At 63.0% G+C, this 22909-nt stretch carries 16 protein-coding genes and 1 tRNA gene; 12 read left to right on the forward strand and 5 right to left on the reverse strand.

The features are described from left to right. Positions 1-143: 143 nt before the first annotated feature. From C4J84_RS04075 to C4J84_RS04085, 3 genes are all read left to right on the forward strand, one after another. Positions 144-557 (forward strand): pilin, encoded by a 414-nt coding sequence (locus tag C4J84_RS04075; protein ID WP_124368933.1) that lies wholly within the window; start codon positions 144-146, stop codon positions 555-557. 64 nt (positions 558-621) lie between these two features. Beyond that, positions 622-697: transfer RNA gene (locus C4J84_RS04080), tRNA-Thr, on the forward strand. A gap of 173 nt (positions 698-870) precedes the next feature. Continuing rightward, on the forward strand, positions 871-1176 hold the full coding sequence (locus tag C4J84_RS04085; protein WP_124361246.1) for a DUF6388 family protein: 306 nt from the start codon (positions 871-873) through the stop codon (positions 1174-1176). Between the two features lie 119 nt (positions 1177-1295). Here C4J84_RS04085 and nadC read toward each other — a convergent pair whose 3' ends face one another. Beyond that, positions 1296-2144, reverse strand: a complete 849-nt coding sequence (gene nadC, locus C4J84_RS04090; RefSeq protein WP_124434947.1) for a carboxylating nicotinate-nucleotide diphosphorylase — start codon at positions 2142-2144, stop codon at positions 1296-1298. A gap of 246 nt (positions 2145-2390) precedes the next feature. Between nadC and C4J84_RS04095 the strand changes: the two genes are divergently transcribed. From C4J84_RS04095 to C4J84_RS04115, 5 genes are all read left to right on the forward strand, one after another. Continuing rightward, positions 2391-4547 carry a DUF1631 domain-containing protein gene (locus tag C4J84_RS04095; protein ID WP_124434948.1) on the forward strand — a complete coding sequence of 719 codons (2157 nt, stop codon included), beginning with the start codon at positions 2391-2393 and terminating at the stop codon, positions 4545-4547. A gap of 61 nt (positions 4548-4608) precedes the next feature. Continuing rightward, on the forward strand, positions 4609-5172 hold the full coding sequence (gene ampD, locus C4J84_RS04100) for a 1,6-anhydro-N-acetylmuramyl-L-alanine amidase AmpD (protein ID WP_124434949.1): 564 nt from the start codon (positions 4609-4611) through the stop codon (positions 5170-5172). Beyond that, positions 5169-6005, forward strand: coding sequence for a regulatory signaling modulator protein AmpE (ampE, locus tag C4J84_RS04105; protein ID WP_124361250.1), 837 nt, complete (start codon positions 5169-5171; stop codon positions 6003-6005). The genes ampD and ampE overlap by 4 nt, the downstream gene beginning before the upstream one ends. 145 nt (positions 6006-6150) lie before the next feature. Beyond that, complete coding sequence (locus tag C4J84_RS04110; RefSeq protein WP_124434950.1) at positions 6151-8181, forward strand: methyl-accepting chemotaxis protein; 2031 nt, start codon at positions 6151-6153, stop codon at positions 8179-8181. A 35-nt stretch (positions 8182-8216) separates the two neighbouring features. Continuing rightward, positions 8217-8573, forward strand: a complete 357-nt coding sequence (locus C4J84_RS04115) for a hypothetical protein (protein ID WP_124434951.1) — start codon at positions 8217-8219, stop codon at positions 8571-8573. On the opposite strand, the gene C4J84_RS04120 is transcribed toward C4J84_RS04115, so the two are convergent. Then, positions 8520-9296: a TatD family hydrolase gene (locus tag C4J84_RS04120; protein ID WP_124434952.1), complete on the reverse strand. Its 777-nt coding sequence runs from the start codon at positions 9294-9296 to the stop codon at positions 8520-8522. The two genes, C4J84_RS04115 and C4J84_RS04120, sit on opposite strands and share 54 nt — an antisense overlap. 2 nt (positions 9297-9298) lie before the next feature. Then, the gene (gene cra, locus C4J84_RS04125) at positions 9299-10294 is read right to left on the reverse strand and encodes a catabolite repressor/activator (protein ID WP_124361254.1); all 996 of its coding nucleotides are present in this window, start codon (positions 10292-10294) and stop codon (positions 9299-9301) included. Positions 10295-10588: 294 nt separating this feature from the next. Here cra and ptsP point away from each other — a divergent pair, with 294 nt between their 5' ends. The 4 genes from ptsP to C4J84_RS04145 all read left to right on the forward strand — a co-directional run bounded on the left by ptsP (position 10589) and on the right by C4J84_RS04145 (position 17806). Further along, a complete protein-coding gene (gene ptsP / locus C4J84_RS04130; protein WP_124434953.1) occupies positions 10589-13447 on the forward strand; it encodes a phosphoenolpyruvate--protein phosphotransferase in 2859 nt (952 codons plus the stop codon). Beyond that, positions 13448-14368 carry a 1-phosphofructokinase gene (pfkB, locus tag C4J84_RS04135; protein ID WP_124434954.1) on the forward strand — a complete coding sequence of 307 codons (921 nt, stop codon included), beginning with the start codon at positions 13448-13450 and terminating at the stop codon, positions 14366-14368. An 11-nt stretch (positions 14369-14379) separates the two neighbouring features. Beyond that, a complete protein-coding gene (locus tag C4J84_RS04140; RefSeq protein WP_124434955.1) occupies positions 14380-16080 on the forward strand; it encodes a PTS fructose-like transporter subunit IIB in 1701 nt (566 codons plus the stop codon). Between the two features lie 184 nt (positions 16081-16264). Continuing rightward, a complete protein-coding gene (locus tag C4J84_RS04145) occupies positions 16265-17806 on the forward strand; it encodes an alkaline phosphatase (RefSeq protein WP_124434956.1) in 1542 nt (513 codons plus the stop codon). A 135-nt stretch (positions 17807-17941) separates the two neighbouring features. Here C4J84_RS04145 and C4J84_RS04150 read toward each other — a convergent pair whose 3' ends face one another. Continuing rightward, positions 17942-20479, reverse strand: coding sequence for a sulfite reductase flavoprotein subunit alpha (locus tag C4J84_RS04150; RefSeq protein WP_124434957.1), 2538 nt, complete (start codon positions 20477-20479; stop codon positions 17942-17944). Between the two features lie 135 nt (positions 20480-20614). Then, entirely contained in the window at positions 20615-22900 is a 2286-nt protein-coding gene (locus C4J84_RS04155; RefSeq protein WP_124434958.1) for a TonB-dependent siderophore receptor, read from the reverse strand. Between the last annotated feature and the right edge of the window lie 9 nt (positions 22901-22909).

The raw sequence follows: 22909 nt of genomic DNA on the forward strand, positions 1-22909 counted from the left end.
GCCAGGCTGGTGTTGGCCGATAAAATGTCAGATTGTGCGTCTGGTACGCGATGGGCCACGCAGGGATGAGTACACTGGCGCCGCTGCACAATACGGGGCGCAGGACGCGCCTTGTCATGGTTCTATTCTGGAGAGTGAAAGTGATGCGTCAGAAAGGCTTTACCTTGATCGAATTGTTGATCGTCGTGGCGATCATCGGCATTTTGGCCACGATTGGCTTGCCCATGTACACCAAGCACCAGGCCAAGGCCAAGTTCACGGCGGGGTTGGCGGAAATCAGCGCGTTGAAGGCCGGCTACGAGGATGTCATCAACCAAGGCACCGTGCCCAAGCTTGATCTGATCGGCGGCAACAGCCCCACCGCCAATTGCAAGATCGACGTGACAGGCGATGTTGCGACGGGTAGCGGCTCCATCAGCTGTGAAATCCTTGATGCGCCTGCGCCCGTGCTGGGCAAGACCATCACCTTGACGCGCAGCGCCAACACCGGCTGGACCTGTGTAACCACGGCCGATGCGCAATACGTCGCCAAGGGCTGTGGCGCCAACGGAGCATGACGGCGACCGGGCGGTGAGCGAGCCGGTTGCCGCATGTTCAATGCGGTGCTAGCTTTAGCCCACCGCCCGTGTAGCTCAGCCGGTAGAGCAGCGCACTCGTAACGCGAAGGTCGCAGGTTCGATTCCTGTCTCGGGCACCAAGGCAGCACTGTTTCAAGGGCCTGTTTCAAAGGCCTGTTTCAAAGGCAATGTTTTCAGATGATCCCAGAATGGTTCTGAAGGCCAGACGAGCGGGTATTCGCGCCCACTCTTTTGTATCTGCGCAACCTTGATGACCCAGATGCATCCCCATTCCTCGATCTAAGAGAACGACATGACCACGACTGAGATGACCCAGGAAGTTCGGCACCAAGCAGCACTCGACAAATACCTCGAGGCAACGCCGCAGCTTAAAGAAGAGATCAAGGACCTGAGCGCGGATGACCAGCGTGATCAGGTCCAGTGGGCATTCGAGGACGAGGCAGAAAGCCAGGGCCTCCAGCCTTGGGAACTGACCCTCAAATACACCTCTACACCGGAAGAGTTCGAAGCCACACGCCTTGTATTGCACAAGGAGGCCGCCGAAGTGCTGGGCGTCGAATGGGAAGAGTACTGCGAGATGAACAATCTCGTAGTTTGAAGGCAGCCTGTAGGAGCGAGCTTGCTCGCTAAAAACGTTAACGATACCGCGTGAACTCTGAATGCACGCGGTGCCTTTGAGTTTTTCGCGAGCAAGCTCGCTCCTACAGTCAGGGCGCTTTAGATACTCAACCGCATCGACAAATCCACCGCCTTCACATCCTTGGTCATCGCACCAATGGAGATGTAGTCCACGCCGGTCTCGGCGATGGGCAGCAGGGTGCTTTCATTGATCCCGCCGCTGGCTTCCAGCTTGGCCTTGCCCGCGTTCAGCCGCACGGCTTCGCGCATGTCGTCCAGGCTCAGCTCATCCAGCATGATGATATCGGCGCTCGCCGCCAAGGCTTCGCGCAACTCCTCAAGACTCTCCACTTCGATTTCCACCGGTTTGCCCGGTGCAATCCTGTGGGCGGCGCCAATTGCCTGGGCAATGCCTCCGCAGGCGGCGATATGATTTTCCTTGATCAGGAAAGCGTCGTACAACCCGATGCGATGATTGTGGCAGCCGCCGCAGGTGACCGCGTATTTCTGTGCCAGGCGCAGGCCCGGCAGGGTCTTGCGGGTGTCCAGCAGCTTGACCTGGGTGCTGGCGACGAAATCCGCCAGGTATCGGGCGCGGGTGGCGACGCCGGACAGCATCTGCAGGAAATTCAGTGCACTGCGTTCACCGGTGAGCAGCGAACGCGCCGGGCCTTCAAGGTGAAACAGCGGCTGGTTGGGACTGACACGCTCACCATCGGCGACCTGCCAATGCACCGCGACGCGCGGGTCCAGTTGGCGGAATACCGTATCCACCCAGGCGGTACCGGCGATAACGGCGGCATCGCGGGTAATGATCGTGGCCTTGGCCAGCCGTTCGGCCGGGATCAGCTGTGCGGTGATATCGCCACTGCCGATGTCTTCCAGCAGTGCGCGGCGCACGTTGGCTTCGATTTCGGCGGTGAGGTCAGCAAGACGCAGATTCGGCATAACAGGCTCCACAAACAAAGTGTCGCGATTATAGAGGTTGTGTGGATTGGAACCCAGGCTGGTCAGTCATTTAGCGCGCAGGGGCAGAGTTTGCTGGCGCAACCGCCCTCATTTGCCAGATAATCTCGCGCCTTGCAATTGGCGTCATAGCTTTGACGTCCTGATGGTGACCAGGTACTGGCAGCGCCCAGAGGGCTTGCCTGCGTTCCTTGCCCATCTCAACACCCGCCGTTTCAGGAGGCCAGGATGCACAATGACGGGAAGGTGGTGCCGATCAAGCAGGCTCAAGCCACGCCATCGCCGCTCGCACGCCTGCCGGTGGTGGTGTTGCAGGTGCGTGACAAAGCCGCGCAACACCTGCAGCAGGGGTTGCAGGAACTGTTCGATAACGCCGACGACACATTGTTCGAAATGGCCGACAAGGCCCGTAGCACCGTCGACCAGCATATTTTCTTCGAGGCCATGCGCGACCTGCGCCTCAAGCGCAAGAACTTCGAGCGCGTGTTCATGGAGCAGCTGTTTGCGGCCTTCGCCAACCTAGGCCAGGCCGATAGCGTCGGGTTGCATCCGGTGCCGGTTGTGTCCTACGAGGTGACCAGCGGTACGCGGGCGGATGCGCGGGAAAAGGCCGTGGCGCTGGAGGCGATGCTCGGTCGCGTGCAACACCGTGACGGCTTGGCGCTCGGGCAATTGAGCGCGCGGTTGAGTGAGGTGTTGGGCAGGTGCATGAGCGATCAGGAGAACCCCCTGGGCCCGGCACGGCTTTGCCAGTTTTTTTTGCAGGCGGGCCGCAGCCTGGGGGTGGAGATCCGGGTCAAGCTGATCATGCTCAAGCTGTTCGAGAAATATGTACTCAGCGATGCCGACCAGCTCTATGGCGACGCCAATCAATTGCTGGTCGCTACCGGGGTGCTGCCTGAACTCAAGAGCGTGCCGTCCCGTCGTGCCGGTGGGCGTGCGGCGCGTGAGCTTCAATACCAGGCCCGTGCGCCGGCTGCCGAACCGCCGTGCGACGAAAACGGCCAACAAGCCTTTGCCGCGCTGCAAGCCCTGCTGGTCGCGGTGCGCGGTAGCGTAGCGCCGACGCTTGAAGCCACTGCGCAACCGCAACCCATCGCCACCCGAGATTTGCTGCGCCTGCTTTCGCATTTGCAACAATATGTACCGGAGCCTGCGGCGGAGGACGATTTCGACCTGCGCAACCAGCTCGAACAGTTGCTGACCCGAGTCAGCGTCAAGAGCGGCAAGTCGCGGGTGGTGGAGACGGCAGACGAGGATGTGATCAACCTCGTCGCCCTGCTGTTTGAGTTCATCCTCAATGACCGCAGCCTGCCCCACGCCTTCAAGGCCCTGATCGCGCGCCTGCAGATCCCGATATTGAAAGTCGCCGTGCTGGACAAGAGCCTGTTCAGCTGCGCCGGGCATCCGGCACGCCGCTTGCTCAACGAGATCGCCAGTGCCGCCCTGGGTTACAGCCCGCAGAATGGCGATCAAAACGACAGCCTGTACCTGCGTATCGAACAGGTCATCCAGCGCCTGTTGACTGAGTTCGTTGAAGACCCGGCGATTTTTTCGCAGTTGTTGACGCAACTGAGCACATTCATTGAAGAAGAGCGCCAGCGCAGCGAGTTGCTCGAACAGCACACCCGTGACGTCGAGCAAGGGCGGCTGCGTACCGAGGTGGCCCGCCAGCGTGTGGCCCAGGCGCTCAACCGGCGATTGTTGGGCAAGGCCTTGCCGCCGTTCGTGGTGCAATTCCTGCAGCAAACCTGGAGCCAGGTACTGTTGCTGGCCACTCTCAAACATGGCGAACAATCGGTGCAATGGCAGACCGAACTGCGCACCATGGACGACTTGATCTGGAGCGTCGGCCTGCGCGAAGACACCGAGGCCGGCCGGCATTTGCTCGAGCAATTGCCAGGGTTGCTCAAGGCATTACGCGACGGGTTGGCCGGTGCGGCGTTCGATCCTTTCAGTACGCGTGAATTCTTTTTGCGCTTGCAGGCCTTTCACGTTCAGGCCTGCGAAGGCGAGGGCGACGACAGGCTGATTGAAGTCCGCGCGCCCTTGGTTCTCGGCAGCCCGTTGTCGGACGCCGCCGAAGATTTGCCCGACGATGACCCGGACCTGCTCAAGGTTCACCAGTTACGGATCGGCGGTTGGGTAGAGTTCCAGCAGGGCCCGGACACCGCGCTGCGGTGCAAGCTCACCGCGATCATGGCGCCAACTAATCGTTACATTTTCGTCAGTCGCACGGGGCTCAAAGTGCTGGAGCAAACCGCCGGCCAATTGGCCATGGCGTTCAAGCAGGGCGCCCTGCGCAGCCTGGACGAGGGTTTGCTGTTCGAGCGCGCGCTGGCTGCGGTGGTTGGCACCCTGCGTCAACTCAATCGCGGCAAGTGATCGCAACGGCAGGGCGGAACGCGGCATACTGGTAACACTTCGTCTCATTCAAGGAGCCTGTATGCAGTTGGACCCCGTCAGCGGTTGGTTCGAGGGCATTCGCCATTGCCCCTCGCCCAACTTCAACGAGCGCCCGGCAGGCGAGATATCGCTGTTGGTGATACATAACATCAGCCTGCCCCCGGCGCAGTTCGCCACGGGCAAAGTGCAGGAGTTTTTCCAGAATCGCCTGGATGTCTCGGAACACCCCTACTTTGAAGGCATTGCCAGCCTACGGGTGTCTGCGCATTTTCTGATTGAGCGCGACGGCACGGTCACGCAATTTGTCGCGTGCCGCGACCGGGCCTGGCATGCAGGCGTGTCCAGCTTTGCCGGGCGTGAGGTGTGTAATGACTTCTCCCTGGGGATCGAGCTGGAAGGCACCGACGAGCTGCCATTCACCGATGCCCAATACGCGGCGCTGATTGACCTGACGCGCCAGTTGCTCGCAGCCTACCCTGGGATCACTGCCCAGCGTATCTGCGGTCACAGCGACATCGCCCCCGGCCGCAAAACCGACCCGGGCCCGGCTTTTGATTGGATGCGCTTTCGCGGCGCGCTGCAGGATGGAGGACATAAACAATGAGTTTTCTGGTGCTGGTGCTGGCGGTGTGGATCGAGAAGTTCTCGGCCTTGCGCCAGCGGTTGCAGCGCGACGGCGGCTGGCTGCGTGAGCTGGCCAAGCTTGAATCGAGCCCGCGCATGGGGACGCGGCCCTGGCTGATCCTGCTGGTGTTGGTGGTGCTGCCCGTGGCCTTGCTGGGCTTGTTGCTGCTGGTGCTGGAACCCGTGGCCTATGGCTTGTTGGCGTTGCCGGTGCACGTGTTGGTGGTGATCTACAGCCTCGGCCGTGGCGATCTGCTGGCCGCGTTGGGGCCGTTTCGTGATGCCTGGCGGCGGGGCGATCTGCAAGCCGCCGAGCATGTGGCCGAGCGTGACCTGACGCTGGGTGCCGACAACGGCGCGCAGTTGCTCGAGCGTGTTCAGGGCTATTTGCTGTGGCAGGCCTATCAGAGCTTTTTCGCAGTGATTTTCTGGTATTTCCTGCTGGGCCCGGTGGCCGCTCTGGCCTACCGCCTGCTGGCGCTGGCCAGTGAGCACAGCCAGAACCCGCTGGTGGCCGAGCGCGCCACGCAATTGCGTCATGCCTTCGACTGGCTGCCGGTGCGCCTGCTGGCTGCGAGCTTTGCCCTGGTGGGCAATTTCGTCGGGGTCAGTCGGGTGATGCTCCACGAACTGCTGAACTGGGATATCAGCGCAGCACAGTTGGTGGAAAAAGTCGGCTTGGCCGCCGCAGAAATACCGCCGCCAGCGGTGGGCGCCGAGGGCATCAACAGCCTTGATCGCCTGTGGGAACTGCTGCTGCGTGCGGCGGTGCTGTGGTATGCCGGCTTTGCCATCTGGACCGTATTGCCCTGAGCCACTCGGCAGGGGTTAACCCCCTGCCGTTAACCTTACGTTACAAAACTCCCTTTCAAATTGAGCTATACAGACAGAGCGCCAAATAGTGGCTATCTGCCGCCGCCCTGCGCCTCAATAAAAATAAAAGAAAGGGGGATCACCCGTGAAGCGCTTGCTCTATCCCGCCGTTGCATTGATGAATCGCCTGAGTTTCGGCATGAAATTCAGCCTGATCAGCGTGCTGTTCCTGCTGCCGATGCTGGCGACCAATTACTTTCTGGTGCGTGACGCCTGGGCTGAATTCCAGGGCACCCGCATCGAACTGCAAAGCCTCGATCTACTCGGCAGCAGCCTGATGGTGCGTCGCGAGCTGGAAGCGCTCAATAACCAGGTGCAGATCAATACGACCCTCGGCCAGTCCGGCAAGGCCGGCGACCTTGAAGCCAGGATCGCTGCCGTGGAGCAGAGCGTGCTCAGCCGTGTGCAGGGGCTCAGCGCGATGGCTACCCAGCCCGAGCAGGTTGCGGCCTTCGACACCAAGCGTGACGAACTGATTGCCGCGTTCAAGGCTCAGCAACAGGAAACCTCACTGCTCAACAAAAGTGCGTTGATCGGCAAATTGCTCAACCAGGCCCAGATACTCAGCCAGATCATCGCCAGTCAATCCGGCTTGAGCCGTGATCCCCAGAGCGATCTGCGCCAGCTCAGCGACCTGATCACCGCCGTCACTCCACAAGTCACTCAGCTGCTGGGGGAGGGCCGGGCGATGGGCGCGTATTCCCTCGGCCAGGGTTTTATCAATTCATCCTCCAGCACACGCTTCGACGAACTACTGCAGCAGCTGGAAAAACTCCAGGGCGAATATGCCTTGAAGCTGCAGGATGCGCTCGGCGCCAGCCATGCCGCGCAGGCGGCACTCGACACTGCGGCGCAAGCCAGCCGGGCCAGCCTCAAGCAGGGCGCGGAGTTGTTCGAAGAACAGGTGGTGGTGGCTGAAACCCTCGACACACCGTGGCAGGGCTTTTACGACGGCGTCAGCCAACTGATGGCCAAGACCTATCAACTGAATGACGCCACCCTGGCATTCCTCCAGCAGCAACTGGAGCAACGCCTGGCACAAAAGCGTGTGCACATGGTGCTGCTGGTCACGGCGCTGGCGGCGGTGTTTGCGCTGATTTTCTATTTATATGCGGGCTTCTATGCTTCCACGCGCATGACCTTGCACAGCCTCGGGGCGATGATGGACAAGGTGGCGGCGGGCGATATGACGGTCACCTTCGTTGCCGACAGTCGCGATGAGCTGGGGGACCTGGGCCAGGTATTCAATGGCACCGTGGCCAAGATCCACGACTTGATCGAACGCGTCGGGCACACGGTCGCCCAGGTCGAGCTGCAAGCCGGGCAGGTACAAACGGTGTCGGCGCAGAGCAACCAGGCAGTGGCCGGCCAGCGCAGCCAGATCGAGCAAGTGGCAACCGCGATGAACCAGATGTCATCCACCGCGCAGGAGGTCGCGCGCAGCGCCGCAGCCGCCGTCGGCAGCGCCCGCAGTGTCAACGATGAAACCGTCAGCGGCCGTGGGCTGGTGCGGTCCCAGCAAGGCAGCATCGCGCGCCTGGCCACGGAGATCGATGAGTCGGTGCGGGTGATCAACCAGTTGGCGGCCGACAGCCAGGCCATCAGCAGCGTCCTGGAAGTCATCAAAAACATCGCCGCGCAAACCAACTTGCTGGCGCTCAACGCGGCTATCGAGGCCGCGCGCGCGGGTGAGCAGGGGCGTGGTTTTGCGGTGGTGGCCGATGAGGTGCGTACGCTGGCCCAGCGTACCCAGCAGTCCACCGAAGAAATCGAGCAGATGATCGGGCGCCTGCACAGCGGCGTCGGCGCAGCGGTCAAGGCCATGGGCGCCAGTCATGACACGGCCAGCGGCACGGTGGGGCAGTCGGAAAAAGTCCAGCAGGCTTTGGAAAACATCCTTGGTGCGGTAGGAATGATCGTCGATCAGAACCAGCAGATCGCCGCCGCCGTGGAGCAGCAAACGGCCGTCGCCCATGAGATCGACCAGAATATCGTCGCCATTCATCGTGCGGGCGAACACGCGGCGCAGGGTGCCGACCAGACCGAAGCGGCCAGCCGCCAGCTGTCGCTGCAGGTGACGCAGTTGAAGCAATTAATTGGCGCGTTTCGCGTGTAGGAATTTTCGTTCGGGTTTGATGCTGTCTGGCGTGACTGAACGCCATTGCCATCGACGAACCCTTTGTCTGTACGTATTGCCACGCGTGCCTGCAGCGGTGTTGCCAGAAACAGCTGAGTCAATTCCGCGCCCTGGACCAATGGGCGCTGGTGCGGCCGAGCATGATCATGCTGACGTGCGCGACCCTGCTGGCGGCGCTGTTTGCCGAATGGCTGGGGCTACTCACGGTGATCGGGCAGTTCAATATTTCCCTGACGACGCTGTTGATCCATTGCCTGGTGCTGCGCTACGCCCGTCATCGACAAAGGATGACCTTGAACCTGCAAGCCGTCAGCCCGCTACCAATTGAACACTTCGCGCGCGTTGCGTGTGCTCGCCTCAGCCAGCCGTAAAGCGCTGATACCCATCCGTTCGGCCAGGGCGTGGCAGATAGCCGGCAAGTGCTCGGGGCTGTTGCGCTGGCCCGGGTACATGGCCGGGGCCATATCCGGGGCGTCGGTCTCCAGCACCACGGCTTCCAGGGGCAATTGGGCCAGCACCCGGTGCATGCGCAGGGCCTGCGGCCAGGTGGCGGCGCCGCCCAAGCCGAGCTTGAAGCCGAGCTTGATGTACTCGCGGGCTTCTTCCTGGCTGCCGGCGAACGCATGAATGATGCCGCCACGCGGTAGGCGGATGCGCTTGAGCGTGGCGATCACTGCCGCGTGACTGCGGCGTACATGCAGCAAGGCCGGCAGTTGAACGTCCACCGCCAGTTGCAGCTGGGCCTCAAACAGCGCTTGCTGGCGCTCGTGGTCCAGGTGCTCCAGAAAATAATCCAGGCCGATTTCACCCACGGCACAGAGCTGCCGATGGCCCTGCAGTCGCGTCAGCCAGTCGCCCAACTCCAAAAGGTCGGCGGGGCGATGCTCATCGAGATACACCGGGTGCAGGCCGAAGGCGGCGAACAAGCCTTCATCCTCCAGCACCAGATTCCACAACCTTTGCCAATTTTTCTGATAAACACCGAGCAGCACCATGCGCCTCACACCCTGATCGCGGCTGCGGGCGAGGACTTCGTGGCGATCGCCATCGAAGTCCGCAAAGTCCAGGTGGGTGTGGGTGTCGATCAGCTCCACGCTCAGGCCTCGTGAATGCGCTGCTTGAAGGTGCGGCTGATCCCGTGCACGCCGGGCTGGTAGTGTTCTTCTTCAATGGCGGCCAAAGCCAGGCGCAGGGCGGTGTCGGCGATCAGTTGATGCTGCTGGGCCATGGCGTTGACCGGCAGCGGCAGGAAGTCCAGCAACTGTGTATCGCCGAAGGTGCCCAGGCGCAGTGGCCGCGACTTGAGTGGGACGTCGTGCAGTGCATCGAACACGCCTTGCAGCAGTACGTAGGACGTGGTCACCAGGGCGTCAGGCAAGTGCCCCAGGCGTTGCAGTAATTGCTCCATCAGCTGTCGCCCGCAGTCTCGGCTGAAGGCTTCACCCTGTTCGATGATCACCTCTCCGGTAAAGCCGTGCAGGGCTTCACGGAAACCCGCGGCGCGTTCCTGGCTGATGCTCAGCTCCGGGCGCGCGCCGATCAGCGCGATTTGCTTGGGCAACGGTTGCAGCAGGCTGCTGGTGAGTTGCTGGCAGGCTTGACGGTCATCGCTGACCACCGAGCAGAACTCGCTGGGCTCCATGACCCGGTCGATGGCGATCACCGGCAAGCCTTTGGCTTGCAGTTCGCGGTAGCTGTCATCGCTGGCCGGCAAGCAGCTGGCGACGAACAGCGCATCGCAACGCCGCGCGCGGAACAGTTGCAGCAGTTGGCGCTCGCTGTCGGCCTCATCGTCGGAACTGGCGATCAGCAATTGATAGCCGCGCGCCCGCGCCCCCTGTTCAAGCAACTTGGCAATACGTGCGTAACTGGGGTTTTCCAGATCCGGCAGGATAAAGCCCAAGGTGCGCGTGTGCCGGCTGCGCAATCCGGCGGCTTGTGGGTTAGGCGTAAAACCATGGGCCTGGACCACGGCCCGCACTCGCTCGACAGTCGCGTGACTGATGCGCTGTTGTTCGGCCTTGCCATTGATGACATAGCTGGCGGTGGTCACGGACACACCGGCCAGACGTGCGATATCACTGAGTTTCAAACCGGGATTTCCTTGTTTTTTAGAGCGTGCCCCGACATTTTGTTCAATCCTAACCGATTCCAGCGTGCGACCAATGTCCCACAGCAGGCGCCGAGTGGCCCTTCAAGCTTGCGCAATTAACGCGTAATCTGCCATAAATTCTAGATTAAACGTTTCAGCAAGCGTATTTTTACGATGTTCGCCACTGAGTAGCTACTGCCAATTGACTGCTCAGTCAGTTGTTTCCGAACACCGCTAAGCTGATTTATTCAAAACAATACCTAGTGCGCACCTCGCACTAACTAGGAGAACGGCATGCTCGAGCTCACTGTAGAGCAGATATCCATGGGCCAGGTGGCGGTGGATAAATCTGCTGCCTTGCACCTGCTCGCTGAAAAACTGGTGGCCGATGGCTTGGTCGCCGAAGGTTATCTCAGTGGCTTACAAGCCCGTGAAGCCCAAGGCTCGACCTTTCTCGGCCAAGGCATTGCCATTCCCCACGGCACCCCGGAAACCCGCGATCAGGTGTTTTCCACCGGCGTGCGTCTGTTGCAGTTTCCCGAAGGCGTGGACTGGGGCGATGGCCAGGTCGTCTACCTGGCCATCGGCATCGCCGCCAAATCCGATGAACACTTGCGCCTGCTGCAACTGCTCACTCGCGCCCTGGGTGAAACCGACCTCGGCCAAGCGTTGCGCCGTGCCGGTTCCGCCGAGGCCTTGCTGAAATTGTTGCAAGGCGCGCCGCAGGAACTGGCGCTGGATGCACAGATGATCAGCCTGGGCGTATCGGCCGATGATTTCGAGGAGTTGGTGTGGCGCGGCGCGCGCCTGTTGCGCCAGGCCGATTGCGTGAGCAACGGCTTTGCCGCCGTGTTGCAGCAAGTCGATGCGCTACCCCTGGGGGATGGCCTGTGGTGGCTGCACAGCGAACAGACGGTCAAGCGCCCGGGCCTGGCGTTCGTCACGCCGGACAAACCCATGCGCTACCTGGGCCAGCCACTTAATGGCCTGTTCTGCCTGGCCAGCCTGGGCGAAGCGCATCAGGCGCTGCTTGAGCGCCTGTGCGCCTTGCTGATCGAAGGACGCGGCCAGGAATTGGGCCGCGCCACCAGCAGTCGTGCCGTGCTTGAAGTGCTGGGTGGCGAGCTGCCGCCCGACTGGCCCAGCGCCCGTGTCACCCTGGCCAACGCCCACGGCCTGCATGCGCGTCCGGCGAAGATCCTCGCGCAACTGGCCAAGCAGTTTGACGGCGATATCCGCGTGCGCATTGTCGACGGCCCGGTCGGCGCCGTATCAGTCAAAAGCCTGAGCAAGTTGCTGAGCCTCGGCGCGCGGCGTGGCCAGGTGCTGGAATTTGTCGCCGAGCCGACGATCGCGGGCGATGCGCTGCCGGCGCTGTTGGCTGCCATTGAAGAAGGCCTGGGCGAAGAAGTCGAGCCGTTGCCGACGGTCAGCGCCCAGCCCGTCACTGCCGATATCGAACCGGTCATCAGCGCGCCGCTGCCCGGCAGCCAGATCCAGGCAATTGCCGCCGCGCCCGGTATCGCCATCGGCCCCGCGCATATCCAGGTGCAACAGGTGTTCGACTACCCGTTGCGCGGTGAGACCTGCGCCGTTGAGCGCCAGCGCCTGCACACCGCGCTGAGTGAGGTGCGTCGCGATATTGAGGGCCTGATCGAACGCAGCCAATCCAAGGCCATCCGCGAGATTTTCATCACCCACCAGGAAATGCTCGACGACCCGGAACTCACCGACGAAGTCGACACCCGCCTCAAGCAAGGCGAAAGCGCCGAAGCCGCGTGGATGAGCGTGATCGAAGCCGCCGCCAAGCAGCAGGAATCGTTGCAGGACGCCTTGCTCGCCGAACGCGCAGCCGACCTGCGCGATATCGGTCGCCGCGTATTGGCGCAACTGTGCGGCGTCGACACCGCTCAGGAACCGAATGAGCCGTACATCCTGGTGATGGACGAAGTCGGCCCTTCGGACGTTGCGCGCCTGGACCCGGCCCGTGTCGCCGGCATCCTCACGGCCCGTGGTGGCGCCACGGCCCACAGCGCCATCGTCGCCCGTGCCCTGGGCATTCCCGCGCTGGTCGGCGCCGGGGCGGCGGTGTTGCTGCTTGGCGCCGGCACACCTTTATTGCTCGACGGCCAGCGCGGCCGCCTGCACGTCGACCCCGACACCGCCACCCTGCAGCGCGCGACAGTCGAGCGCGACACCCGCGAACAACGCCTGCAAGCCGCCTCGGCGCAACGCCATGAACCGGCGCTGACCCGCGACGGCCACGCGGTGGAAGTGTTCGCCAATATCGGCGAAAGCGCCGGGGTTGCCGCTGCGGTGGAGCAGGGCGCCGAGGGCATCGGGCTGTTGCGCACTGAGCTGATTTTCATGGCTCACCCGCAAGCGCCGGACGAGGCCACTCAGGAAGCCGAATACCGTCGCGTACTCGACGGCCTCGACGGGCGTCCGCTGGTGGTGCGGACCCTCGACGTGGGCGGCGATAAACCGCTGCCATACTGGCCGATTGCCGAAGAAGAAAACCCCTTCCTCGGTGTGCGCGGTATTCGCCTGACCTTGCAGCGCCCGCAGATCATGGAAGCGCAATTGCGTGCGTTGTTGCGTTCGGCGGACAACCGGCCGTTGCGCATCATGTTTCCCATGGTCGGCAGCGTGGATGAATGGCGCGCCGCCCGGGATATGACCGAGCGCCTGCGCCTGGAAATCCCGGTGGCCGACCTGCAACTGGGGATCATGATTGAAGTGCCGTCGGCCGCGCTGCTGGCGCCGGTACTCGCCAAGGAAGTCGACTTTTTCAGCGTCGGCACCAACGACCTGACCCAATACACCCTGGCCATCGACCGTGGCCACCCGACCTTGTCGGCCCAGGCCGACGGTTTGCACCCGGCCGTCCTGCAATTGATCGACATCACCGTGCGCGCCGCCCATGCCCATGGCAAATGGGTCGGTGTGTGCGGCGAGTTGGCGGCCGACCCGCTGGCGGTGCCGGTGTTGGTCGGCTTGGGGGTGGATGAGTTGAGCGTGTCGGCGCGCAGCATTCCCGAAGTGAAGGCGCGCGTGCGCGAATTCAGCTTGAGCGAGGCCCAGGGCCTGGCGCAAAAAGCACTGGCGGTGGGTTCGCCCGCCGAAGTGCGTGCCCTTGTGGAGGCCGTGTAGATGGCAAAGATTCTGACCCTGACGCTGAACCCGGCGTTGGACCTGACGGTGCGCTTGGCGCACCTGGCGCCCGGCGCAGTCAACCGCAGTGAAACCCTGCTCACCCATGCCGCCGGCAAGGGCGTGAACGTGGCGCAGGTGTTGGCCGATCTGGGCCATGAGCTGACCGTGAGCGGCTTCCTGGGTGAGGGCAACCCGCAGGCCTTCGAGGCGCTGATTGCACAACGTGGCTTTACCGACGCGTTTGTTCGCGTGCCCGGTGACACCCGCAGCAACATCAAGATTGCCGAGCACGATGGCCGCGTCACCGATATCAACGCACCGGGGCCTGAGGTGTCAGTGCAGGCGCAGAACGCGCTGCTCGAAAAACTGGCTCGGATCGCGCCAGGCTTCGACGCGGTGGTGGTCGCCGGCAGCTTGCCGCGTGGCGTCACCGCGCAATGGTTTCAGCACATGCTCGAGCAATTGAAAGGCCTCGGTTTGAAAGTAGCCCTGGACACCAGCGGCGAAGCCTTGCGCGCCGGGTTGAAGGCAGGCCCGTGGATGGTCAAACCCAATACTGAAGAGCTCGCCGAAGCGCTGGACAACGCCACCGATGCCATCCGCCAGCTGCATCAACAGGGTGTGGAGCATGTGGTGGTCTCGGACGGTGCTGCCGGCGTGAACTGGTACAGCGCGGGCGCGGCCCTGCATGCCACGCCGCCCAAGGTGACGGTTGCCAGCACCGTAGGCGCCGGCGACTCGTTGCTGGCCGGCATGCTCCACGGCCTGCTGCGCGACGAAGCGCCCGAGCAGACCCTGCGCCGCGCCACGGCGATTGCCGCGATGGCGGTGACGCAAATCGGTTTCGGCATCAGCGATGACGCGCAGTTGGCGCGCCTTGAAAGCGGTGTCGATGTACACGCGCTGACAGAACAATAAGAGGGTTTGTGATGAAGTTAGCCATTGTTACCGCCTGCCCGAACGGCATGGTTACCAGTGTGCTGTGCGCCCGCTTGCTGGACGCCGCCGCACAGCGCCAGGGCTGGAGCACCAGTGTTGAAGTGGTGGATGTGCAACGCCCGGACAATCAGCTGTCCCAGGCGACCCTCGATGACGCCGAATGGGTGTTGCTGGTCAGCAGCACCCCGGTGGATATGCAGCGTTTTGTCGGCAAGCGCGTGTTCCAGAGCACGCCGGCCCAGGCGCTGGCGGATGTCGACGCGGTGCTGCGTCGGGGCGCCGAGGAGGCGCAGGTGTATGTGGCGACCGAGGCGCCGGCCGGGAATGCCCCGCGCATTGTCGCGATTACCGCTTGCCCGACCGGCGTGGCCCATACATTCATGGCCGCCGAGGCCTTGCAGCAGACCGCCAAGCGCCTGGGCTACGACTTGCAGGTCGAGACCCAGGGCTCGGTCGGTGCGCGCACGCCATTGACGCCTGAGGCCATTGCCAACGCCGACGTGGTGCTGCTGGCGGCGGATATCGAAGTCGCCACCGAGCGCTTCGCCGGCAAGAAGATCTACCGCTGCGGCACCGGCATTGCCCTCAAGCAATCCGAAGCCACGCTCAACAAGGCGCTGGCCGAGGGGGCGGTGGAAAGCGCCGCCAGCGGTGCGGTGGCCAAGTCGGAAAAAACCGGCGTGTACAAACACCTGCTCACCGGGGTGTCGTTCATGTTGCCGATGGTGGTGGCGGGCGGCCTGTTGATCGCCTTGTCCTTCGTGTTCGGCATCCACGCCTTTGAAGAGAAGGGCACCCTGGCGGCGGCGCTGAAAACCGTCGGCGACCAGGCGTTCATGCTGATGGTGCCGTTGCTGGCGGGCTACATCGCCTACTCGATCGCCGATCGCCCCGGCCTGGCGCCGGGCATGATCGGCGGGTTGCTCGCGGGCACCCTGGGCGCCGGCTTCATTGGCGGGATCTTCGCCGGTTTCCTGGCCGGCTACAGCGTCAAGCTGATCTCACGCGCGGTGCGCTTGCCGCAAAGCCTGGAGGCGCTCAAGCCGATCCTGATCATCCCGTTGCTGGCAAGTTTGTTCACTGGCCTTGCGATGATCTATCTGGTCGGGCCTCCGGTGGCACGCTTGCTGACCGGGCTGACGGATTTTCTCAGCACCATGGGCACCACCAACGCTGTGCTGTTGGGCATCCTGTTGGGCGGCATGATGTGTGTCGACCTGGGCGGGCCGATCAACAAGGCGGCGTATGCGTTTTCCGTCGGCCTGCTGGCGGCGTCGAGCGGCGCGCCGATGGCCGCGACCATGGCGGCCGGCATGGTGCCACCGATTGGCATGGGCATCGCGACCTTCCTGGCCCGCCGCAAGTTCGCCCAGACTGAGCGCGAAGCCGGCAAGGCCGCGATGATTCTCGGCCTGTGTTTTATCTCGGAAGGGGCCATCCCGTTTGCGGCCAAAGACCCGTTGCGGGTGATCCCGGCCAGCATTGCCGGCGGCGCGCTGACGGGGGCGCTGTCGATGTACTTCGGGTGCAAACTGGCCGCGCCCCACGGCGGCTTGTTCGTGCTGGTGATTCCGAACGCGATGAATCATGCGCTGCTGTACCTGCTGGCGATTGTGGCCGGCAGTGTGCTGACCGGGTTGGTGTATGCGCTGATCAAGCGGCCGGAAGCGACCGAGTTGGCGGCGGGCTAAAAATGTGGGAGGGGGCTTGCCCCCGATAGCGGTCTGTCAGCCAGTGCATCTGGTGCCTGACACACTGCCATCGGGGGCAAGCCCCCTCCCACATTTGGATTTTCAGTGTCTGTGAGGACGGTGTCATAACTGTTTCATCGTCGCCTGCTTAAGTTGGCCTTTTGATACTCAAGAGGGCACCTGCATGAGCCACTTCGATCTCGGCCGTCGCCGCGTGATGCAAGCTGTAGGCGCCGGCCTGTTGTTGCCGGGACTGGCGCCGGCGGTAATTGCGTCGGTAAAGGACCGTCCGCTGCTCACCGATGGCGTGCAGTCCGGCGACCTGCTGGGCGACCGCGCGATGATCTGGAGCCGCAGCGACCGCCCCGCGCGGATGGTGGTGGAGTGGGACACCCGCAGTGTGTTCAGCAACCCACGCCGGTTGGTCTCGCCCTTGGCCGATAACCGCAGCGATTTTACGGCCCGCGTTGAACTCACCGGGCTGCCCGCCGACCAGGCGATTTTCTACCGCGTGCATTTCGAAGACGCCCAGACCGGCATCGCCAGCGAGCCGTGGTTCGGCCACTTGCGCAGCGTGCCGCAACAGCGCCGCGACATCCGTTTTGTGTGGAGCGGCGACACCGTCGGCCAGGGTTTCGGTATCAACCCGGACATCGGCGGCATGCGCATCTACGAAGCCATGCGCCTGCGCCTGCCGGACTTCTTTATCCACAGCGGCGACACCATCTACGCCGACGGCCCGGTGCCGGCGCAACTGGCCACTGAGGGCGGGCGCATCTGGCGCAATATCACCACCGAAGCCAAGAGCAAGGTCGCCGAAACCCTCGAAGAATATCGCGGCAATTACCGCTACAACTTGATGGATGAAAACGTGCGGCGCTTCAATGCCGAGGTGCCGCAGATCTGGCAGTGGGACGACCACGAGGTGATCAACAACTGGTCATCAAGCAAACAGTTGGACGAGCGCTACCAGACCCGCGACATCAATACCCTGGTCGGCCGTGCGCGCCAGGCCTGGCTGGAATATTCACCGATGCGCCGGCAAAGCGCCGACGGCGGCGGGCGGATTTATCGCAAGCTCAGCTATGGGCCGCTGCTGGATGTGTTCGTGCTGGACATGCGCAGCTATCGCGGCCCCAACGACGACAACCTGGGCGGCGCGAAACCCTTCCTGGGGCGCGACCAGTTGGACTGGCTCAAGCGCGAACTCAAGGCCTCCCAAGCGCAGTGGAAGGTAGTCGCGGCCGACATGCCCATTGGCCTGGGTGTGCCGGACGGTGAGGTCAGCCCTGGCGTGCCGCGCTGGGAAGCGATCGCCAACGGTGATCCCGGCGCGGCCCAAGGGCGTGAGCTGGAAATTGCCGAGTTGCTGGGATTCCTGCGCGCACACCAAGTGCGCAACCACGTGTGGCTGACCGCTGATGTGCACTATTGCGCGGCGCATCACTACCACCCGGATCGGGCGGCGTTCCAGGATTTCGAACCGTTCTGGGAGTTTGTTGCAGGGCCATTGAATGCAGGCAGCTTCGGGCCGAATCCGTTGGACAAGACCTTTGGGCCAGAGGTGGTGTTCGAAAAGGCACCGCCTGCGCAAAACACCTCGCCGTTTGCCGGGTTTCAGTTTTTTGGCGAGGTGCAGATTGACGGGCAGACGGCGGAGTTGACGGTGATCCTTCGGGACTTGGACGGAGTCTCGGTGTTCGAGCAAAAACTGCAACCCGTCTGACCTAGAACGCGGTAAAAAACTGTGGGAGGGGGCTTGCTCCCGATAGCGGTGTATCAGTCGACTGATGAGTAGACTGTCAGATTGCTATCGGGAGCAAGCCCCCTCCCACATTTGATCTTCAGTGCCTGTAAGGTCTCAGTACACATCCCGGCGATAGCGGCCTTGCTCGATCAAGCGCTCTACCGCTTCACTGCCGAGGATATCCACCAGCGCCTGATCCACCCCCGTCGCCATCCCCTGCAAGCTGCCGCACACATAAATCGCTGCGCCATCGGCCAGCCATTTGCGCAGCACATCCGCCGATTCACGCAGGCGGTCCTGCACGTAGATTTTCTCCTCTTGGTCCCGCGAAAACGCCAGGTCCAGCAGGGCCAGATCACCACTGGCCAGCCAGCCTTGCAGTTCTGCCTGGCACAGGTAGTCGTGGGCGATATGGCGTTCGCCGAACAGCAGCCAGTTACGCTGCTGACCGTCGGCGATGCGCGCCTTGAGCAAGCTGCGCAGGCCGGCCAGGCCCGTGCCGTTGCCCAGCAGGATCAGCGGCACCGCTGCTTCGGGCAGATGGAAACCGCTGTTGCGCCGCAGGCGCAGGCTGATGCCCGCGCCAATGGCGGCGTGTTCAGTCAGCCAGCCGGAACCCAGGCCCAGGCTGCCATCCGGGTGGCGTTCCTGGCGCACGATCAGCTCCAGCACACCGTCGCTGGCAATCGAGGCGATCGAGTATTCACGCATGCCCAGCGGTACCAGCGCATCGACCAGTGCCTGGGCATGCAGGCCGACCAGATGGGTGCGGTTGTCCGGCAATTGGCGTGTGGCCAGGGCCTGGTTGAGCGTTTGCGCCAGGCCCTCAATCAACACGCCCTCGCTGCCGGCCAGGCCCAGCCCTGCCAGGAAGTGCTCGACCGCTCGCGGGCTATTGCGCGGCAGGATTTCCACCAGGTCACCGGCCTGCCAACTGAGGGGCGAGGGCGGTGTGAGGCCGAGCAGGTACACGGGCGCGCCGACGCTGCCAGGGTTGAGCAGGGTGCGTTGGCGCAGGGTCCAGTGTTCGAACTGGGCGGTCTGCCAGGCCGCTGCCGGCGTGTGGCCGGTGAGCTGGCCGAGTTGCTGTTGCCAGGTCAGCAACGCCTCGGTATCGCCGCTGTCGACTTCCACCGGCGCAAACAGCGGGTTGCCGCCCTGGTGGGTCAGCCAGAAATGCAGGCGCCGGGCAAAGCCGCAAAAGTGCTCGTACTGCCGGTCACCCAGGGCCAGCACCGAGTAGTTCAGGCCCTTGAGGGACACGTCCTGGCCGAGCACGCTGCGTTCGAAGCCACGGGCGCTGTCGGGGGCTTCGCCGTCGCCGAACGTACTGACCACGAACAAGGCATTTTCCGACTGACTCAGGTCGTGCTGGCTAAGCGTGCCCAAGGGCTGCACCTTCACCGGCAGACCTGCCGCCTGCAATTGCCCGGCCGTCTGCCAGGCCAATTGTTCGGCGAAACCGCTCTGGCTGGCGAAGCCGATCAACCAGGCCGGGGCATCGCTGGAGTGGGCGTCAAGACCCTTGCGTGCGTCCCTTACATGGCGTTTTTTGCGGCGCCGGTCGAGGTACAGCAACCAGCCGGTAATGAAGAACAGCGGCATGCACAACGCGCTCAGGGTGAGCACGATCCGTCCTGCCAGCCCCCAATAGCTGCCGGTGTGCAGGGCATAGACGCTGGTCAACAACTGCGACTTATAACTTTTGCTGGCGTAGCGCTCATGGGATTTGACCTCGCCGGTGGCCGGGTCCAGGTTGATCTGGTTCAGTGCACGGTCATGGGGTGAGTCTTCCAGCAGGTAATACACGGTGGCCGGTTGCCCGGCGACGGCCGGCAGACGGATGTTGTAGGCGCTCAAGCCAGGCCCCGCGTTGCTGTAGATGCTGCTCCAGATGGCTTCATAGTTGGTCACGTAGTTGGCCACGGGCGCAGGGCCAGCCGGCGGCGGGCCGCGCTTGAGCGTGCGCTCGTTCTGCGGCGCGTCGGACAGCAGTTGGGTCACGCCTCGGTTGTACCAGTCGTACGACCAATACAGCCCGGTCAGTGCCGCCAGCAGATAAAACAGCAGGCACCAGGTGCCGAACACCGAGTGCAGGTCCCAATTGAAGCTGCGGCCTTTTTTACGCCAGTCCAGGGTCAACCACACGCGCCAGTTCTTTACCTGGCGCGGCCAGCGCAGGTACAGGCCGGAGAGGCAGAAGAACAGCAGGATCAGGGTGCAGGCGCCAGTGATCGTGCGCCCGGTGTCGCCCATGGCCAGGAAGCGGTGCAACTGCAGGATGAAGCCGAATACATCCTGGCCGACGGCGTCGCCCAGGTAGTCGCCGGTATACGGATCGAAGTAGCGTAGCGGGCCCCGGCGCTCGCCCGGTGGCGGGGTGAAGGACACGCGCCCGGCGTTGCCGCTGTCGCGTTCCACCCAGAGCATCGCCACGGTGTTGCCTTCGGTGGCTTCCAGTTTGCGCACCAGTTCGGCGGGCGGCAGCACCCCGGCTTCGCGCTTTTCAACATGCAAGACCTGCGGGTTCAGCGCCCGCAGTATTTCATCCTGGAAGGAGTACGCAGCCCCGGTGATCCCCATCAAGGCCAGCACCAGCCCGGCAGTGATGCCGAAGAACCAGTGCAACTGGAACAGGGTTTTCTTCAACACGTCGGACCGCCTCGCTCAACTGGTTATGAATGTCACGGCGCGCATTATGCCGTGGCTTATCGAGAAATATTCTGTTTAGCATGCAAAAGCCCCACGCATCCGATGCGTGGGGCTCAAGTCGTGGCGCGCTTGCGCTTAGAAGTGGAAGCTGGTGGTCAGCAACGCCGTCCGACCGGCCGCCTGGTTGGCGAAGTGCGAGGCGTAAGCCTTGTCGTAGTAGGTTTTGTCGGTCAGGTTCTGCACGTTCAATTGCAGGTCGACGTTTTTAGTCAGCTTGTAGCTGGCCATGGCGTCGTAGCGGGTGTAAGACGGCACGTACACGGTGTTGCCCGCATCGCCGTAAACCTCGTCGACATAGAAGGCGCCGCCGCCGACGGTCAGCTTGGGCGTGATGTCGTAGGTGGTCCACAGACTGAACGAGTTCTTCGGCGTGTTGGGCATCTGGTTGCCGGTATTGGAACCGGCGCTCACCACGCCGTTACGCCCGTTGAGGCCGGACTTGACCAGTTCGCTGTCCAGGTAGGTGTACCCGGCGAACACTTGCCAGTGCTCGGTCAGCTTGCCGCTGGCGGACAACTCGACGCCGTCGACCCGTGATTCGCCGGCGTTCTCGTAGGTGAGGGCATCAACCAGGACGCGGGTGTTTTTCTTCTCGGTACGGAACACGGCGGCGGTCAGGGACAGGCGGTCGTGGAACAGGTCCCACTTGGTGCCCAGCTCGTAGTTGACCGTCTCTTCCGGCTGCAGGTCGCTGATGGCGGCACCGGCTGACAGCGGGTTGCCATCGGCGCCTTCACCCACCAGACCACCGGCCGGGGTGGCCGACGTCGCGTAGGAAGCGTAGATGCTGCCGTTGTCCAGCGGCTTCCACACCAGGCCCGCCTGCCAGTTAAAGAACTGGCTGTCATCCTTGATTTTGCTGCGCCCGGTGATGGCGTTGGTGTTGGCTTCGGTATCGAACGTGTCGTAGCGCAGGCCGACGTTCAGCAGCCATTTCGGATCCAGCTCGATGGTGTCGAACACGTAGGCGGCGCGGCTGGTGGCCTTGGTGTTGGTGCCGTTGTAGTTGCGCGCGACGCTGCCGTTCCAGGCATCGTCCGGGTTCGGGTTGCTCAGCGAGGTGCACTGGCCACCCAGGCTGCCTTTGGCCACGGTGCACACCGGGTTGGCGTTGGGGCTGACGGTATAGCCGCTGACACGGGTTTCTTCACCGGTGAATTCCAGGCCGGTGGAGTAGGTGTTCTTGAAGCCCAGCGCCTGGAAGCTGCCGAACAGGTCGGTCTGGTTGGTGGTCGTGGTGGTGGTGGACACGCGGCTGTTGGCCCGGCGCCAGACAGTGCCGAACTTGTTGACGTTGAGCTTGCTGTCATCCGGCTGGGTGAGCACATAGTCCTGGCCGGTGCTGCCGTGGCGCAGGGTGTTCTTCAGCGTCATGTTGTCGTTCAGGTCATGCTCGATGGAGAACGTGCTGATGTCGGCGCGGGTCTTGCGGAAGTCACGGCTCTTCAAGCCATAGAAATTGTTGCTGTCGCCCCCGTCGTCGGGTTTGTCATGCCCGTGGGCGGTGGCGGTCGACGAACCGTAGCCATACGGCATTCCCGAATCCGGCAGGTCGTCGCTTTCCATGTGGTAGTAGCTGAGGTTGACGCGGGTCGGTGTGCCCAGGCCAAAGGTCAGCGACGGCGCCACACCCCAGCGGTCGTAATTGATTGCGTCGCGACCGGCTACGTTTTGTTCGTGGCTCATCAGGTTCAGGCGAAATGCCGCGCTGTCGTCGAGGAACTGGCGGTTCACGTCGAGCACGTAGCGGCGGGTCTGGTCGGAACCGTAGGTGAAGCCGCCGTTGGTGAAGTCCCGCGCTTGTGGGGTTTTGCTCACCAGGTTGAGGCTGCCACCGGCTGAGCCGCGACCGCCGAAGGAGGAGTTGGGGCCCTTGCTGACTTCGATCGATTCAATGTCGAAGATCTCCCGGCTCTGGCCGCCGGTATCGCGCACGCCGTCCAGGTAGGTGTCGCCTTGGGCGTCGAAACCACGGATGAACGGACGGTCGCCCTGGGGGTTGCCGCCTTCACCGGCGCCGAAGGTAATCCCCGGTACGGTGCGCAGGGCGTCCTGCAGCGAGGTGGCGGCGGTGTCCTTGAGCACTTGCTGCGGGACCACGGTGACCGAGCGCGGTGTGTCTACCAGCGGTGCGGTGTATTTCTGCGAAGCGGCTTTTTCTACCTGATAGGAAGGGGTGACCTGCTCCTGACCGGTAATGTTAGTGGCACCGAGGGAGATAGGGTTGCGCTCGCCTTGTTGCTCGGTGTTCTCAGCCGCCTGCGCCAAGTGGGCGGCAGAGCTGGCGCTGAGGGCTACGCCGATGGCCGAAGCCAGCATGCGTGGTGAACTGGCGGTGGTTGTTGGTGTGATGCGCGACATGACGTGTCC

Source organism: Pseudomonas sp. R11-23-07, assembly GCF_003852295.1.
GTDB lineage: Bacteria > Pseudomonadota > Gammaproteobacteria > Pseudomonadales > Pseudomonadaceae > Aquipseudomonas.

Bases quoted from the DNA above. Each gene is read 5' to 3' on its own strand.
- C4J84_RS04075 (WP_124368933.1), top strand. From the start codon at position 144: ATGCGTCAGAAAGGCTTTACCTTGATCGAATTGTTGATCGTCGTGGCG.
- C4J84_RS04085 (WP_124361246.1), top strand. From the start codon at position 871: ATGACCACGACTGAGATGACCCAGGAAGTTCGGCACCAAGCAGCACTC.
- nadC (WP_124434947.1), bottom strand. From the start codon at position 2,144: ATGCCGAATCTGCGTCTTGCTGACCTCACCGCCGAAATCGAAGCCAAC.
- C4J84_RS04095 (WP_124434948.1), top strand. From the start codon at position 2,391: ATGCACAATGACGGGAAGGTGGTGCCGATCAAGCAGGCTCAAGCCACG.
- ampD (WP_124434949.1), top strand. From the start codon at position 4,609: ATGCAGTTGGACCCCGTCAGCGGTTGGTTCGAGGGCATTCGCCATTGC.
- ampE (WP_124361250.1), top strand. From the start codon at position 5,169: ATGAGTTTTCTGGTGCTGGTGCTGGCGGTGTGGATCGAGAAGTTCTCG.
- ptsP (WP_124434953.1), top strand. From the start codon at position 10,589: ATGCTCGAGCTCACTGTAGAGCAGATATCCATGGGCCAGGTGGCGGTG.
- pfkB (WP_124434954.1), top strand. From the start codon at position 13,448: ATGGCAAAGATTCTGACCCTGACGCTGAACCCGGCGTTGGACCTGACG.
- C4J84_RS04140 (WP_124434955.1), top strand. From the start codon at position 14,380: ATGAAGTTAGCCATTGTTACCGCCTGCCCGAACGGCATGGTTACCAGT.
- C4J84_RS04145 (WP_124434956.1), top strand. From the start codon at position 16,265: ATGAGCCACTTCGATCTCGGCCGTCGCCGCGTGATGCAAGCTGTAGGC.
- C4J84_RS04155 (WP_124434958.1), bottom strand. From the start codon at position 22,900: ATGTCGCGCATCACACCAACAACCACCGCCAGTTCACCACGCATGCTG.